This window comes from candidate division KSB1 bacterium (assembly GCA_034506255.1).
GTDB classification, from domain to species: Bacteria; Zhuqueibacterota; Zhuqueibacteria; order Zhuqueibacterales; family Zhuqueibacteraceae; genus Coneutiohabitans; species Coneutiohabitans thermophilus.
The window spans coordinates 72265-87063 of the sequence record JAPDPX010000002.1 but is presented as its reverse complement, the minus strand read 5'-3'; the positions used below and the strand labels follow the sequence as shown (position 1 = coordinate 87063).

The following is a 14799-nucleotide window of genomic DNA, read 5'->3' as shown; positions in this document are numbered from 1 at the left end:
TTGGGGAATTTTTTCTACCATTCTCGGCCTTGAAGAACAGCCGCCAACAACCCAAATCTACTGCCTCACACTGCTGCGCAGGCTGTCCACCCTCGCTCGGATTCCCGCAGGGCAACAAGTACTTCCCGCAGGCAACCGTTTGCACCCCAAGCACCGTGGAGAGCTGCACATGAATCAACTGCGTCGCGACCCGGTCACCGGCATTTGGACCATCGTCATTCAAGATGGCGTGACCGTGGCGGATTTGAAACCGGATGTCCAGGCGGTGCGCACCGTCGCCGGCGAATCCTGCTCCTACTGCCAGGGCCAGGAACACGAAACCCCCGGCGAGATTTTCGCGGTGCGGTCGCCCGGGTCCAACCGCAACGAGCCCGGTTGGCGGGTGCGCGTCGTGCCCGAAAAGATGCCGGTGCTGCAAATCCACGGGGATCTCAACAACCGCGGTTTGGGCCTGTACGACATGTTTGATGGCATTGGCGCTCATGAAGTCATCATCGAAACCCCGGAACACAACCGCCGCCTGGTGGATTTGCCCGAAAGCGCGGTCACCGAGGTGTTGAACACCTATAAAGACCGCATTCTCGATCTCAAAAAAGACGTGCGCTTCCGCTACGTGTTGTTGCACAAGAGCCTGCGCAGCGGCAATGATCCGCACTTCCGTCACGCCCACAGCAACATTCTCGCCACCCCCATCACGCCGCAACGGGTGCGCGAGGAATTCACCAATGCCCAGCAGTTCTTCAATCTCAAAGAGCGCTGCCTGTTTTGCGACATCATCCGCCAGGAACTGGAAGACAGCCAGCGCCTAGTCGCCGAAAACGGTGATTTCATCGCGCTTTGCCCGTTTGCCGGCCGCGCCCCTTTCGAGACCTGGATTTTGCCGCGGCGCCATGAGACCTTCTTCGAGGGGCAAGACCGGATGCCCGGCCTGGCCAAAATGTTGCTGGCCGTGCTCGGCCAGATGCGCACCCTGCTGGGTGATCCCAATTATGTGATGGAGATTCATTCCGGTCCAAACGTGAATGCCGGCAAGCAGCGGGGCTATTGGAAAACTGTGGAGCGCGATTTCCACTGGCATCTGGAGATCACCCCCCGCCTGCGCAGCTACACCTCATTCGAGATGGGGTTCGGCTTTCCCGTCAATCCCATGCCGCCGGAGAAAGCGGCGGAACTCATGCGCCTCACCGTGGCTGCCTGAAAGCCGCCGCTCCGCTCGCCGCACGCTCCCGCCATGAAGCGCACCCACTCGCATTCGCGCCGGCCGAGGATGCCGGCCGCCCTGTTTGCGCTGTCGCTGGCCTCCGCCGCGGCCCCGCAGCCAGACAGCGCGGCAATCCCGCCGCCCTCCCTTCGCCTGCCATTTTGCTTCAGCCAGACAGGCTTTTTCGCGGGCAGCCGCGCCGCGGCAACTCTGCAGCCGGCGCCCTTCTCTCCCCGCGCGCTGCGCAACAGCCCCGACAGTGTGCCGCCACCGGCGCACGCGCTGCCGCATTCCGTCTCGCGAAATCGCCTGCTGCTCGCCGGCGGCGCATTGGTGACGGCAAACTGGATCGTCTATCATCAACTCAATGAGGCCTGGTGGCGGGAGCAGCGCAGCGGCTTTCATTTCTACAAAGGCTACCGCCGCACCCATGGCGCGTATGACCTGGGCTGGCATGACAGCTTCTACTATCATCTCGACAAAGCCTGCCATTTGCTCGCCGGTGTTTTCATGACGGAATCGCTGTTTGCAATCAATCGTTGGGTGGGATTCTCGCAGACCGGGGCGGAACGCTGGAGTGCCGTGGTGGCAACTGCGCTGCTGCTCGAAGTGGAAATTTATGATGGTTTCTTCGCCGAATGGGGCTTCAGCCTGGGGGACTTTCTCGCCAATGAGCTGGGCATTTTGTGGGCCACGGCCCAGCGACATTCGGCCGGGCTGCGTGCACTGCGTTTCAAAATCAGCTACGACCCATTCGCCCCCATCGAAGATGATTCCTGGATCAAAAGCTACAATGCCATGACTTTCTGGGTGAGTTTTCCAGTGCGCCCGTGGCTGCCCGCAGCCGCGCAGCGAGTGTGGCCGGGCTGGCTCCATCTCGCTGCCGGCTATGGCACCGACCGCCTGCGCCACGGCCGCTTGCAGGCCTATCTGGCGTTGGATGTCAACGGCGAGGTGCTGCTCAAATCACGCTCGCCCGCCCTGCTGCCGCTGCGACTGCTGCTGTCATACATTCATCTTCCTCTGCCGGCAGTGCAATTTCAACCGGCGCTGCGTTTGGTACCGCTGCAATTCTAATGCGGAGTCTGTGATGCCCCTGCTGCAAAGTCCGATGGCGATCCTGGCCGTGTGTGCCGGCCTGTGTGCCCTGGTTTTTTGGACCAGCGTGCAACCCTGGGCGCGTCGTTTCTTCAGCATCGTGCCGGCAATTCTCTTCGTTTACTTCCTGCCGACGCTGGCCACCACCTTCGGCCTGCTGCCCGCGGTCTCGCCGCTGTATGACTGGATGCGCGATTATCTGCTGCCCTTCAGCCTGTTCATTTTGATGATGACCGCCGACCTGCCGGCCATCATGAAAGTCGGTCCGCAAGCACTGGCCATGATGCTGTTCGGTTCGTTGGGTGTCATTCTCGGCGGCGTGCTGGCCTATGTCATTTTCGAAAAATGGCTGCCGCCCGAGACCTGGAAGGGCATGGCTGCGCTCGCCGGCAGTTGGATCGGTGGCAGCGGCAATTTCGCCGCCATCAAAGAAGCGGTAAGCGCACCCAACAGCATCATTGGCCCCATCATTGTCGTTGACACCATCGTGGCCTACAGTTGGATGGGCGTGCTGCTTTTTCTCGCCAACTACCAGCACCCCCTCGACCGGCTGCTGGGCGGCAGCTCGGAGGTGCTACAGGATCTCAACCGTCGCATGAAGGATTACCACGAGAGCCGGCAGCGCCCGCTGGCCGTGCCCGATCTGTTTTTGATTCTCGCCCTGGGCTTTGGCGGTGCCGTGCTCGGCCGCAGCCTGGCGGGCCAACTGCACAGCCTGAGCCACGCGGCGTGGCAGCAAAACCTTCCGCTGATCGATTCGATTTTCACCGAATTCACCTGGCTGGTCATCATCATCTCGACCGCCGGCATTTTGCTTTCCTTCACGCCGCTGCGCCAGCTTGAAGCGGCCGGCGCCTCCAAGGTGGGATATGCTGCGCTTTATCTTTTCCTCACCTCGATCGGGGCCAAAGCCAGTCTGGCCGGCTTGCTGGCCGCGCCGGTGTTGCTGCTCGCCGGTGTGGTGTGGATCCTGTTTCACATTTTCGTCCTCTTTGCCGGTGCGCGGTTGATCAGAGCGCCGATGTTTTTGGTGGCGATTGGCAGCCAAGCCAATATCGGCGGGCCGGCCAGCGCTCCCATCGTTGCCGCTGCCTACTACGAAGCCATGGCGCCGGCGGGCGTGCTCATGGGGGTGCTCGGCTATCTGCTGGGAAATTATGGCGGATTGTTGTGCGCGTTGCTGTTGCGCCTGTTAGCGGAATGAGAAGGGAGACATGGCACCGCGGCGGCGGGTGCTTCACTGCAAGCGTTCGTTGCGATGTGCGCCACCGCTTCGGGTCGTTATCGCAGCCGCGACCCGTGCGGGGCCGCGTCCTGAAGAAATGGGCTGACGCAGACCCCGCAGCGGTCGGCACAGGTTACTGCAGCAACAGCAGTTTTTGCGAAGCCTGCCACTTGCCCGCGACCAGCCTGCAGAAATACACGCCGGTGGACACGGCAATGCCCTGTTCATCCCTGCCCTCCCAGCGGGCGCGATGAATGCCGGCGGGCAATTCACCCGTGAGCAAACGCTGCACACGCCGGCCGGCGGCGTCATAAACGGCCAAATCGACCGCGCTGGCTGCCGGCAGGTGAAAGGTGATCGTGGTGGCGGGATTGAAGGGATTGGGGTAATTGGGCAGCAAGGCAAAAGCAGCCGGTGGTGCCGCAGCAGTTGCGGATGCGCTCACGGCGGTGATGGCGAGGGCGGCGAGAAAATCGACCTTGCCGTGGCCCCACTTGTAATTCGGGACCGTGCCGGTGAAGTTATCGCGTCGTGCGCTGGCCGTCAGGGCGTTGCGAAGCTGCAGGGCATCGAGATTGGGGTTTCTTTCCAGCAGCAGGGCGATGCCACCAGCAACCAGGGGCGCGGCGAAGCTGGTGCCGCGGCCCACGGCATGGCGATTATCCCGCAGGATGAACGCATTCGGAAACGAGGAGGTGCCCTTCCAGATGCTGAAGGTGCTGCTGGGGCTGGCGTCCGCGGAGAGCGTCGAGGCGATCATCTGTCCGGGCGCAGAGATTTCCGGTTTGAGGCGGCCGTCGCGGGTCGGCCCGCTGCCCGAAAACGAGCCGGCGGCACCCAGCACCACGCCGGGGCTCTGCAATGCGTTGTTGTCCAAATCCACCCAGCTGCGCTTGGTGTTCCACGCGCCCACCGTGATCGCATTCTTCGCGGTCGCCGGGATGGTCACGGTGCGGGTGGTATCGAGGTTGGAAGTCAGCGTCGCACCCATGCTGGAGCCGACCATCCAGAGATCGTAGCGGCTGCTATTGCCGGTGATGGTCAATTTCCACGTGCCCGTTGCCGGCAGATTGCTGCTGAAATCGAAAATCTGAATCAGGACTTCCTTGTCGTTGTTGAGCGGATTGGTACCGGTGGAAGCATTATCGATGATGACGGCGCCGTTGGGCGTGTCCTGCGCAAAACGCACGCCGCTGTTGGCGGTGTATTGCGCATTGTTCGGTGCGGTCAACCGAAGGCTGAGCGTGGCGTTGCCGGGATACCAGGCATTCATTTCGAGATAGTCGTTTTGCGTGCCGCCGATTGCGGTAAATGTGGGCACATTGAAATTGATGGTGACGGAGTTGCTGACCGCGCCGCCGGCATGAATGTCGTTGTCGCCGTCATTGCCGGCCGCCACCACGATCACCTTGCCGGGCTTGCCCGCGCCCACGAGATCATCAATCGCCTGCTCCTGCAGACTGCTGCCGTCATGCGCCCCGCTGTGACCGCCGAAACTCAGATTGACGACATAGGGTTTGCCCAGGCGGCCGGCCACACTGTCGATGAAGCTCAGGCCGCGCACCGCATCGGTGTCGGAAATGTTGCCGTTGTCGCCGTTCTTTGATTTGACAAAAATGATGTCGGCCTGCGGTGCCATGCCGGCATAGGTTCCCGCGGGAATATTGGCACCGGTGCCCCGCCCGTTGCCGGCTGCACTGCCGGTCACGTGCGACCCATGGCCGTTGCGATCCGCCGTGGAGAGCGCCGTCCCGCCGCTGAGTGCCGCGTTGATCTCCGTCTCGGTGTAGACTCTGCCGCCCTGGCTGAGATCGAGCAGGTATTTGATGCGGGTCTGGCCCCCGGCCGTGCGAAAATCACCATGGCGCCAATCAATCCCGGAATCGATCACACCGACGATCACGCCCTGGCCGGTGAGATTGAATTGCTGCGCCACCGCCCGGCCCCCGGCCTCCACCACGCCCACATCGTTGCTGAAGCGCATCGCGCGTGCAGCTTCCAGATAGACAACGTTGGGCAGGCGGGCAATCTTCTCCAACTGCGCCACCGGTGCTTCGATCACGGCGATTTCGCCGATCCTTGCCAGAACGCGGGCGCCGCTGGCGGTCAGTTCCTCACGCGTGCCACGGGTTTTGACCAGCACGCTGGTGCACTCCCCCGCGGCGGTTGCCCACAACGCCCCTGTTTCTCTGAGACGGCCTTTTTGAAATTCCGGCTGCTCCAACAACAGACGCAGTCGGGGATCGAGCTTGGCGGCCACCGCCCGCGGCAGGTCTCCGGCAAACAGCGGGGCGAGCGGGAGCAGGAAAACGGCAGCGGTGCAGAGCCACTCTTGAGGTTTGCGCATGAATCGAGTCTCCTTGACAAAAGTTAATGCACAGTTTCCTGTTGCAGGCGATACTCTTTTGATGGTTCGACATAACGGACGAAATCAAGTTCCGCGAGCGGCAGCAAGGCGGCGGGCGGCAGGGTGGCGGTGGCCACGGTGCCGGTGTGGGCGATGAGTTTCACGCCGCGCTCCTGCAGTTGCATCTGCTGTGCCGGGGTCAGGGGCTGCTGGAATTTGATCAGCACTGCAAGCTCAGCGGTATTTGCGGCGGCGGGCTCCTGCAGCCGGCTGTGCAGGCGGGGATCCAGTTTGGCGGCGGCGCCGGCAGCAGTGCGGGAACCGTGCGAGGCGCAGGAAAAAACGAGAAAGGGCATTGCGATGAGAAGAAACAGCGGCAGGCGTGGCATGATTTTCTTCCCCTGCTTCAAACAACGGTGAGCAAACCCGGCCGGCAGTGAACCCCGCCGGCGTGATCAAAATGCCGTGACTGCGGATGGTGCGGAGATTTCCCAATTTTTGCAAGACGATTCTTTGAGAGCATGTTGAAGATCAACAATCGGTCCGTCGGCGCTGCCCCGCGCGGGCTGCGGCTTTCCCGCTGGCGGCGCATAACGTTTTGGCTTGCGACCCGTTTCGGGTGGCTGGCGCTGCTGTTGATCGGTCACTGGACACGCATCCGCTTGGTGGGCCGGCAACATTTCGAGCGCCTGCGTGCCAGCGGCACGCCCTTTCTCATCTGCACGTGGCATGGCAAGATTCTCATTCCCATCTTCGTTCATCGCCGGGAAAACCTGTGCGGCATGGTGAGCGAACACAGCGACGGCGAAATGATCGCACAGACGCTGCATCGCCTGGGCTACCGCACGGTGCGCGGCTCCAGCACGCGGGGCGGCAGCCGTGCGATGATCGCAATGATTCGTGCCTTGCGCAGCGGCGCCGCCGGCGCCATCATGCCGGACGGCCCGAAAGGCCCGCGCCATCATTTCAAAGCCGGCGCCATTGCCATTGCACAAAAGGCCGGGGCCTGCCTGCTGCCCTTGACTTTCGCCAGCTCCTCCTGCTGGCGGCTCAAAAGCTGGGATCAATTCATCATTCCCAAACCCTTCAGCCGCACAATCGTGCTCTATGGCGAGCCGCGGGCCATCGCGGCCTCCGCCGGCGACCAACAACTGGAGGCCCTGCGGCAACAAATGGAGCAGGACATGCTGGCGCTGGAGGCCGAAGCGGAGAGGCAACTGTTCCTGCCGGCACCTCCGCAAACCTCCCCGACAGTCACTTGAAACCGAAGCCATGATCCACTATCCCGTCCTCCTGCCGCTCGCCTGGCTGTATCGTGGCCTGGTACAACTGCGTAACCACGGTTACGATAAGGGTATCTTTGCGGTGCGCCGGCTGCCGGCGCGGGTGCTGAGCGTCGGCAACCTGACGGTGGGCGGCACCGGTAAAACGCCGCTCACGATTTTCCTGGCGAATGCTCTGCAGCAGGAGGGTCGACGCGTCGCAATTGTGGCGCGCGGTTATGGCCGCTCCCGCCGCGGCACCTGCATTGTCAGTGATGGTCGGCACCTGCTCGCCGATCTGCACGCCAGCGGGGATGAGCCGCAAGTCCTGGCGGCCGCCTGTCCGGCAACCCCGGTGATTGTTGATGCCAGCAAAACCCATGCAGCCGCAGTCGCCGTGGTGCGGTTTCAGCCGGAGGTGGTGGTGCTCGATGACGGTTTTCAGCATCGCCGTTTGCACCGCGATCTCGATATTGTGTTGGCTCCGGCGGACTTTTTGCGTGATCCGGCGTGGCTGTTGCCCGCCGGCCCCTGGCGTGAGCCGCGGCACAATCTGCGGCGGGCGCATCTGCTGCTGCTCACCGGGCTAAAGGCACTTTCCGTCACGGAGCAGGAAGCGGTGCAGGCCCGCTGCCGGGATCATTTCGGCGTCAAGACTTTTGCGCTGGAGTTTCAGCCGCGCCACTTGCGCCCGTTGACCGGCAATGAAGACCTGCCGCTGTCAGCCGTGTCCGGCTGCCGTGCGGTGCTGGTGAGCGGCATTGCCAATCCCGCGCGCTTTGTTGCCATGGTTCGGGGCCTCGGCATCGAACCAGTGGAGGTTTCGTGTTTTCCCGATCATTACAACTATCGCGCCAGCGACGCGCATGCCCTCGCGGAAAGACTGTTGCAATCACGCAGTGATTTTCTGATCACGACCGGCAAGGACGCAGTGAAGTTGCGGCACTTTGACTGCCTGCACCGGCTGCCAGCTTACGCGCTCGAAATACAAGCGCTGCCTTCCCCGGATTTCCTGCCGGCAGTGAGACAGGCGCTCGGTTTCCACGCCCTGACTGCCCGAGCGCACGAAAGTTGAGCACGCCCGCGGCCGCGCCGCACGAGAAAAGCCTTGCGATTCACTGGCCGGTTTTGTATTTTGGCGGCCGCAACTCAAGGGAAAAATGGTTTTTAGCCGCCGCCAAGCCTTATCTCTCCCATGACACACAGGCCGCCACACTTTCACCAATTCGTATCTTCTCATCATCGCATCATGCCGCAGCGTTTGATTCAAATAAAGTGAAAGCCATGACCGAAGAGAATGCCATCGGCCGGAGGGCCCGGAAATATTCGATTCTCGTGGTCGACGACGATCGCAACATTTGCAAGATGATCGAGATCAACTTGCGCAAGGAAAAGGAATACGTCGTCGAAACCGCCAACAGCGGCGAAGCCTGCCTGAAGATGATCCGGGAAAATGTGCCGGATTTGATTCTGCTCGACATCCAAATGCCGGGAATCGATGGCATCGAAACCCTCACGCGCATTCGCAATGAGGAGCCACGCATCCCGGTGGTGATGATGTCGGCGCACGGCACCATCGAAAAGGCGGTGAAGTCGATGAAGCTGGGCGCGTATGATTTCATTCAAAAGCCGTTTCCCAGCGACCGTTTGCTGGTGACGGTGCGCAACGCGCTCACCACCAGCTCGCTCCGCCAGGAAATCGACTCGCTGCGTTCGGAGCTGAAGGATCGCTTTCAGTTCAAAAATATCATCGGACAATCCGGCGTCATGCAGGAAGTTTTCCGGGCGCTGGAGAAAGTGGTCAACAGCAATGTCACGGTGTTGATTCAAGGCGAGAGCGGCACCGGCAAGGAGCTGATCGCGCGCGCCATTCACTACCACAATCCCCAGCGCTGCAACAAGCCGTTCGTCGCCGTGAACTGCTCGGCGCTGCCGGAATCGCTGCTGGAAAGCGAATTGTTCGGCCACGAGAAGGGCGCTTTCACCGGCGCCACCGGCAAGCGCATCGGCAAATTCGAGGTGGCCAACGGCGGCAGCATTTTTCTCGATGAGATCGGCCTGATGACACCCGCCACCCAGGCGAAGATGCTGCGCATCCTGCAGGAGCGCGAATTCGAGCGCGTCGGCGGCAACGAGCTGGTGAAGGTGGATGTGCGCGTGATCTCGGCGACCAACCGTGATCTGGAAGAGGCGGTGCGCGCCAATGAATTCCGCGAAGACCTGTTCTACCGCATCTCGGTCTTCCCCATCAAACTGCCGCCGCTGCGCGAACGCCGCGAGGACATTCCGCTGCTGGCGGCGCATTTCATCGACAAGTTCGCCCGCCAGGAGAACAAGGAAGTGGAGGGCATCGCGCCGGATGCGCTGGAGCTGCTGATGGCCTACAACTGGCCCGGTAACGTGCGCGAGCTGGAAAATGCCATCGAGCGCGCGGTGGTGCTCGCTTCCACCCGGGAAATCACGCCCAAGGATCTGCCGAACACCGTGCGCGCCATCGGCGAGAAACGCATCTACGAATCGGACAACACGCTGTCGAGCTGGATTGAAAAACTGGAGGAGGAAGCGCTGCGCAACGCGCTGCTGGAAAACGGCGGGAACATTTCACAGACGGCGAAGAAGCTCGGTATCGGCCGCGCCACCATCTACCGCAAAGCCAAGAAGTACGGTTTGCCGATGGTCAAATAACCGCACCGGCGTTCCGGCCACTCGCCACGAGGGCATCCACCCTGCCGCAGTCAGGTGGGATGCCCTTTTTGTTTCGCTGGCGGGCATGCCACATGAACACCAGCGCCGCCAGGCCCACCGGCAGGGTGAAGGTCAACACCCGCCAGGCGGCGGAAAGCACACCCACAAAATTTGGCGGCAGTATCCCACGATAGAGGAGCAAAAAGCCGAACTCGGCGCCGCCCACCGCGCCCGGCGAGGGCATGAAATTCATCACCATGAAGAGCAGCCATTGCGAAACCATCACCTGCACCGCGTCAAGGTTTTGGCGCAAGCCTTCCAACAAAACCACCAACAGGCTGCACCGGCACACCCAATACCCTCCCGCCAGCCCGACGGTTGCAAAGAAACGCCAGCCGCCGTGCCTGATCACCTGCCGCAAAGTCTGGCCGCCCAGGCGGCACTGCTGCACGCAGCGCCGGCAGCATTGCACCACCTTGCTCTGGTGCCGCTCGGGCAAATTGCGCCAGGCCAGCCATCCGGCAGCCACCACGATTGCAACGGCGATTAGCGCGGTGAGCAAAAGGTCGCGGCGCTGCCAATCGGGCGAGAGCAACAGATTCCACCCGGCAGCGCGGGAGAACAGCTCGCGCGCTGCCGGGGAAAACGACAAAACGGCCGGCAGGCTGATTAAAAAGAAGCAATACTCTTCCAGCGTCCCCAGGAGCATCAGGGAGGCCGCCGTGCCCGCCGGCATGCCGCGTTTGACCAGCCAGCCGAACTTGAAATAGCCGCCGCCTGCCGCGGTCGGCGTGATCGCGGCCACCGCCTCGGCGGCGATGACTACACGCAGAATTTCGCGGAAACGTGCAGGATGGCGCAGAAAGCTCATCCAGACGGAAAGCCGCAGAGCGCTCAGCAACCACGGCGCCAGTGCCATCCCCAGCAGCAAGAGTGCGAGAAACGGCGGAAAATGGCGCAAGGCCTCGAGGGCCGGCTGATCGATCGTGCAGACGGAATAGACTGAGGTGATCAGCAGACCGAGGCTGAGAACAATGATCAAAGGCATGAAAAAAGACGGGCAGGTCAGCAACCAGGCACAACGGCCGGGGGCCGGGTTTGCACATCACACAAAGGTTGTCAGGGAGATTCAGATCGCAGCCAATTGGGGAACAGCCACGACATGCTCCGCAGTCCGCCGGCGCAGGGGCCGTGTGACGTCATCGGGCACAACAACAGAGCCGCGCCGCAGGCGTTGATAGTACACGCTGAGTTGGCGGCTGCGGACGAGTGCGTTGCCGGCGGTGAGGCGCGCGATCCGAGCATGTGTCAAACCCAGGCGCTGCAGCGCCTGGGCGGCCCGGTCATTTTCCACCAGAACCAACTGGCAGGCGCCATAGAACCAGCGGAGATAGCCGGCCTCCGCCCCATCGTCTTCCTGCGGCGAATACGTGGCCACCAGCGGCAGTTGCTCGCTGCGGGCGTAGCCCAGGCCCAGCAGGCTGAGCAGGGAGGTATCGCCGAGATGAATCACCTGCGGCTGGAATGCCGCCAGTCGCCGCGAGACACTGTCCGACAGGGCCTGGGCGGCTTCCTGATCGGGAAAGAGGGTGGCGGAAAAAGGTTGCAGGCTGATCACTTCATCACTTGCTGCCAGCCCGGCGAGCGGCGAGCTGGTGAAACAACGAAAGTCGATCCGGGCCTGCTTCAGGTGGGGAATCAGCCGGGCAAACGCAGGTGCCGGTGCCGTGGCTGAGAGATTTTCGAGAAAATAGGCAACCCGCATGGGAGCATCCTTTCTATAAGTGTCACAGAGTTGTTCTGACTCTGAGGTAATCCGTCACAATCCTTTGTGAACGTGGCAATCTGGGCGTTTGCGCGCCGGCGGCCGCCTTGCAGCGTCGCCGGGCGGCAAAGGCCTGTATCATCCCGCGCCTTTCAGGCAAAATTCAAACCATTGGCGCGCAGACCCGGCGCGCAGAGGTGTCGTAATCATGTGAATGCCAGAGCACTGATTTTCCTGCGGCCGGAATTTCAGCGCCAGGGCAAGCGGAACTTGCAGGGTGTGTGCGGGGGAGAGACTTACAAGAATGAAAGTCGAAGACGTAATGGCGACGGCGTTGACCGCGCCGGTGGCAAAAGCTGCTCCGGCGGCCGGGTCTTGTCATTCGTTACCCCACCAATCAACCGCGCGCTGTTTTTCTGCTTGTGCATCTTCCGCGTGATACTTCACCAACCGGAGGCGACTCATGAAATGGCGGTTTCGCTTCAGCAGCCAATTCTTCCACCGCGCTTTGGACTTTGTTGAGAAAGTCGGCAACCTGCTGCCGCATCCCACGAGCCTGTTTGCCCTTTTCGCCGGGCTGGTCATTCTGCTCTCCGCGCTGGCCGCCGCCTTCGAGGTCTCGGCGATTCATCCCGGCACCGGCAAGACGATTGAAGCGGTGAGCCTGCTCAGCGGTGAAGGTTTGCGGCGCATCGTTACCGAGATGGTACGCAACTTCACCAACTTTGCGCCGCTCGGCACCGTTCTGGTGGCGCTGCTCGGCATCGGCGTGGCCGAAGGCTCGGGCTTGCTGGGTGCGGCGATCCGGCTGCTGGTGCTCTCCGCCCCACGGCGGCTGTTGACCATGGTGATTGTCTTCGCCGGCATCATGTCAAATGCTGCTTCTGAAATCGGCTATGTGTTGCTGGTGCCGCTGGGTGCCGTCATTTTTCTGGCGGTTGGCCGCCATCCACTCGCCGGGCTGGCCGCGGCCTTTGCCGGCGTCTCGGGTGGCTACAGCGCCAATCTTCTGCTCGGCACGGTAGACCCGCTGTTGGCCGGTCTCTCGCAGGAGGCCGCGCGCATCATCGATGCGGACTATCTCGTCAACCCCGCCTGCAACTATTATTTCATGGTCGTTTCCACCTTCGTGCTGACGCTGGTTGGCACCTGGGTGTCGGAAAAGATCGTCGAGCCCCGCCTGGGAGCATACGGCGGTTCGGAGAAGACCATGGAGTTGCAGCCGCTTTCCCCCGCGGAAAAGCGCGGCCTGTGGTATGCCTTTGCCACCGGCGTGGTCATCGTGTTGTTGCTGTTGTGGGCCGTGGTTCCCGAAGACGGGGTCTTGCGCGATCCCAGGAATCCTGATTTCCTGCATTCCCCCTTTCTGTCCGGCATCGTCGCGATCGTGTTTCTCTCCGCTACGGTGATGGGCATCGCCTATGGCGTGGGCGCGGGCACGGTGCGCCGCGAGGCCACCGTCGTCGAGGCCATGAGCAAAGCCATGGGCACACTGGCCTCCTACATCACGCTGGTCTTCTTTGCGGCGCAGTTTGTCGCCTACTTCTCGTGGACGAATCTCGGCTTGATCGTGGCGGTGAAGGGTGCGGAATTCCTCAAAGCGGTCGGTTTCGACGGCATTCCCTTGCTGCTCAGTTTCGTGCTGTTGTCAACCACCCTGAATCTGTTCATGGGCAGCGCTTCGGCAAAATGGGCGATCATGGCACCGGTGTTCGTGCCCATGTTCATGCTGCTGGGCTACACCCCGGAGCTGACCCAGGCCACCTATCGCATCGGAGATTCCTGCAGCAACATCATCTCGCCGATGATGTCTTATTTTGCATTGATTGTCGCATTCGTGCAGCGCTACAGCAAGGATGCCGGCATGGGCACAGTGATCGCCACCATGATGCCCTTCACAATCGTCTTCCTGATAACCTGGTCGGGCCTGCTGGTGTTGTGGTTTGCGCTGGATCTGCCGGTGGGCCCGGGTGCCGGTCTGCGGCTCGCACAGTGAATCCCGCATGAGACGGTGCCGGCAATCCGCCAAAACCGGGCACGCAGGCCGAGCCATCAGGGGGAAATTACGCCGGTGGCTCCGCCTTGATCATTTCTGTAATTGCGCTGGCCACTTCGAGGGCGCGCAGACCGTCCTCACCAGTGACCGGTGGCGGGGCTTCGCCTCTGATGGCGCGGGCAAAGCTCTCCAGCTCCAGGCGCAGGGCATTGCCTTCGGGCGCTTCGCGTTTTTCATAGATGATCTGTCGCGGCCGCGCCCCCTGATCGAGCCGGCCCAGCACCAGGGGAAAAGCCTGTCCGGGCACGCTCTCCTCCGGTGCCGTCAGGCGAAAAATTTCACTGAAGCCCTGCAGGAAATCCACGGAAATATAGGCATCGCGTTGAAACAGGCGCAGTTTGCGCATCTTTTTCTGTGAGATGCGGCTGGCAGTGACGTTGGCGACACAGCCATTGGCAAACTGCAGCCGCGCGTTGGCAATGTCCGGCTCGTGGGAAACCACGGCCACGCCGTTGGCATCCACGCGGGTGAGAGTGCTCCGCACCAGGTTCAGGATGATGTCGATGTCGTGAATCATGAGATCGAGCACCACGGCGACATCCGTGCCGCGCGGATCAAAGGATGCCATGCGGTGAGATTCGATGAAGCGCGGTGCCAGCGGGAATCCCGCCAGCGCACGCAACGCGCCATTGAATCGCTCAATGTGGCCCACCTGCAAAATCAGGTTGTGCGCCTGCGCCAGGGCGATGAGCTGCCGCGCCTGCGCGCTGGTGGCGGTGACGGGTTTTTCAATGAGCACGTGGCGGCCGGCTTGCAGCGCGACTTGTGCCGTGGCAAAATGCTCGCTGGTCGGCACCGCGATGGTCAAGGCCTCACAGCTCGCCAGCAACTCCGGCAGAGTGGCGAAGGCACGGGTGCCATGTTCGGCTGCCACTTGTCGGGCGCGTTGTTGATTGACATCAAACACGCCCGCCAGCTCGACACCCGCAATTTCGCGTAAACGCGCCGCGTGCAGCGCTCCCAGCCGGCCAACGCCGGCGACACCTATGCGAATCACAGCCATGGCTTCTCCGGTCAAAAGGGTCAACAGCTCGCGTGCAAGGATGGCACGCTTCCTGTATCTCCGGGCAATGTAGGTCAGCCCACGTTGTGACGCAATCGTAATTTCGAACACTGGCTGACCGTGGCTGCGCTGCGCGTGCGTGCCGGCAGGCCGTGCC

General features: G+C 61.9%; 12 protein-coding genes. 7 read left to right on the top strand and 5 right to left on the bottom strand.

The genetic code is table 11. The features are described from left to right. The first annotated feature begins 169 nt into the window (after window positions 1-169). From ONB52_03985 to ONB52_03975, 3 genes are read left to right on the top strand one after another with little or no spacing between them, the layout of a single operon-like run. Window positions 170-1198 (top strand): galactose-1-phosphate uridylyltransferase, encoded by a 1029-nt coding sequence (locus ONB52_03985; GenBank protein MDZ7415304.1) that lies wholly within the window; start codon window positions 170-172, stop codon window positions 1196-1198. Window positions 1199-1231: 33 nt separating this feature from the next. Continuing rightward, entirely contained in the window at window positions 1232-2278 is a 1047-nt protein-coding gene (locus ONB52_03980) for a YfiM family protein (protein MDZ7415303.1), read from the top strand. A gap of 13 nt (window positions 2279-2291) precedes the next feature. Further along, on the top strand, window positions 2292-3503 hold the full coding sequence (locus tag ONB52_03975; protein MDZ7415302.1) for a DUF819 family protein: 1212 nt from the start codon (window positions 2292-2294) through the stop codon (window positions 3501-3503). A 154-nt stretch (window positions 3504-3657) separates the two neighbouring features. Here the strand turns inward: ONB52_03975 and ONB52_03970 are convergent, their stop codons facing one another. Together ONB52_03970 and ONB52_03965 are read right to left on the bottom strand one after the other, a co-directional pair. Next, window positions 3658-5871 (bottom strand): S8 family serine peptidase, encoded by a 2214-nt coding sequence (locus ONB52_03970; GenBank protein MDZ7415301.1) that lies wholly within the window; start codon window positions 5869-5871, stop codon window positions 3658-3660. A 23-nt stretch (window positions 5872-5894) separates the two neighbouring features. Next, window positions 5895-6260: a hypothetical protein gene (locus tag ONB52_03965; protein ID MDZ7415300.1), complete on the bottom strand. Its 366-nt coding sequence runs from the start codon at window positions 6258-6260 to the stop codon at window positions 5895-5897. Window positions 6261-6392: 132 nt separating this feature from the next. On the opposite strand from ONB52_03965, the gene ONB52_03960 reads away from it, so the two are divergent. The 3 genes from ONB52_03960 (at window position 6393) to ONB52_03950 (ending at window position 9818) form a co-directional block, all read left to right on the top strand. Continuing rightward, a complete protein-coding gene (locus ONB52_03960) occupies window positions 6393-7133 on the top strand; it encodes a lysophospholipid acyltransferase family protein (GenBank protein ID MDZ7415299.1) in 741 nt (246 codons plus the stop codon). 10 nt (window positions 7134-7143) lie between these two features. Continuing rightward, window positions 7144-8208, top strand: coding sequence for a tetraacyldisaccharide 4'-kinase (gene lpxK / locus ONB52_03955; protein ID MDZ7415298.1), 1065 nt, complete (start codon window positions 7144-7146; stop codon window positions 8206-8208). Between the two features lie 209 nt (window positions 8209-8417). Further along, window positions 8418-9818, top strand: coding sequence for a sigma-54 dependent transcriptional regulator (locus ONB52_03950; GenBank protein ID MDZ7415297.1), 1401 nt, complete (start codon window positions 8418-8420; stop codon window positions 9816-9818). Here the strand turns inward: ONB52_03950 and ONB52_03945 are convergent. Beyond that, window positions 9811-10866: a flippase-like domain-containing protein gene (locus ONB52_03945; GenBank protein MDZ7415296.1), complete on the bottom strand. Its 1056-nt coding sequence runs from the start codon at window positions 10864-10866 to the stop codon at window positions 9811-9813. The two genes, ONB52_03950 and ONB52_03945, sit on opposite strands and share 8 nt — an antisense overlap. 81 nt (window positions 10867-10947) lie before the next feature. Next, window positions 10948-11583 (bottom strand): glycosyltransferase, encoded by a 636-nt coding sequence (locus tag ONB52_03940; protein MDZ7415295.1) that lies wholly within the window; start codon window positions 11581-11583, stop codon window positions 10948-10950. 463 nt (window positions 11584-12046) lie between these two features. On the opposite strand from ONB52_03940, the gene ONB52_03935 reads away from it, so the two are divergent. Continuing rightward, window positions 12047-13579 (top strand): AbgT family transporter, encoded by a 1533-nt coding sequence (locus ONB52_03935; GenBank protein MDZ7415294.1) that lies wholly within the window; start codon window positions 12047-12049, stop codon window positions 13577-13579. Between the two features lie 67 nt (window positions 13580-13646). Here ONB52_03935 and ONB52_03930 read toward each other — a convergent pair whose 3' ends face one another. Beyond that, entirely contained in the window at window positions 13647-14642 is a 996-nt protein-coding gene (locus tag ONB52_03930) for a Gfo/Idh/MocA family oxidoreductase (GenBank protein ID MDZ7415293.1), read from the bottom strand. Window positions 14643-14799 lie beyond the last annotated feature (157 nt).

Bases quoted from the DNA above. Each gene is read 5' to 3' on its own strand.
- ONB52_03950 (MDZ7415297.1), top strand. From the start codon at position 8,418: ATGACCGAAGAGAATGCCATCGGCCGGAGGGCCCGGAAATATTCGATT.
- ONB52_03985 (MDZ7415304.1), top strand. From the start codon at position 170: ATGAATCAACTGCGTCGCGACCCGGTCACCGGCATTTGGACCATCGTC.
- ONB52_03935 (MDZ7415294.1), top strand. From the start codon at position 12,047: ATGAAATGGCGGTTTCGCTTCAGCAGCCAATTCTTCCACCGCGCTTTG.
- ONB52_03960 (MDZ7415299.1), top strand. From the start codon at position 6,393: ATGTTGAAGATCAACAATCGGTCCGTCGGCGCTGCCCCGCGCGGGCTG.
- ONB52_03975 (MDZ7415302.1), top strand. From the start codon at position 2,292: ATGCCCCTGCTGCAAAGTCCGATGGCGATCCTGGCCGTGTGTGCCGGC.
- ONB52_03965 (MDZ7415300.1), bottom strand. From the start codon at position 6,260: ATGCCACGCCTGCCGCTGTTTCTTCTCATCGCAATGCCCTTTCTCGTT.
- ONB52_03930 (MDZ7415293.1), bottom strand. From the start codon at position 14,642: ATGGCTGTGATTCGCATAGGTGTCGCCGGCGTTGGCCGGCTGGGAGCG.
- ONB52_03970 (MDZ7415301.1), bottom strand. From the start codon at position 5,871: ATGCGCAAACCTCAAGAGTGGCTCTGCACCGCTGCCGTTTTCCTGCTC.
- ONB52_03945 (MDZ7415296.1), bottom strand. From the start codon at position 10,866: ATGCCTTTGATCATTGTTCTCAGCCTCGGTCTGCTGATCACCTCAGTC.
- ONB52_03940 (MDZ7415295.1), bottom strand. From the start codon at position 11,583: ATGCGGGTTGCCTATTTTCTCGAAAATCTCTCAGCCACGGCACCGGCA.
- ONB52_03980 (MDZ7415303.1), top strand. From the start codon at position 1,232: ATGAAGCGCACCCACTCGCATTCGCGCCGGCCGAGGATGCCGGCCGCC.
- lpxK (MDZ7415298.1), top strand. From the start codon at position 7,144: ATGATCCACTATCCCGTCCTCCTGCCGCTCGCCTGGCTGTATCGTGGC.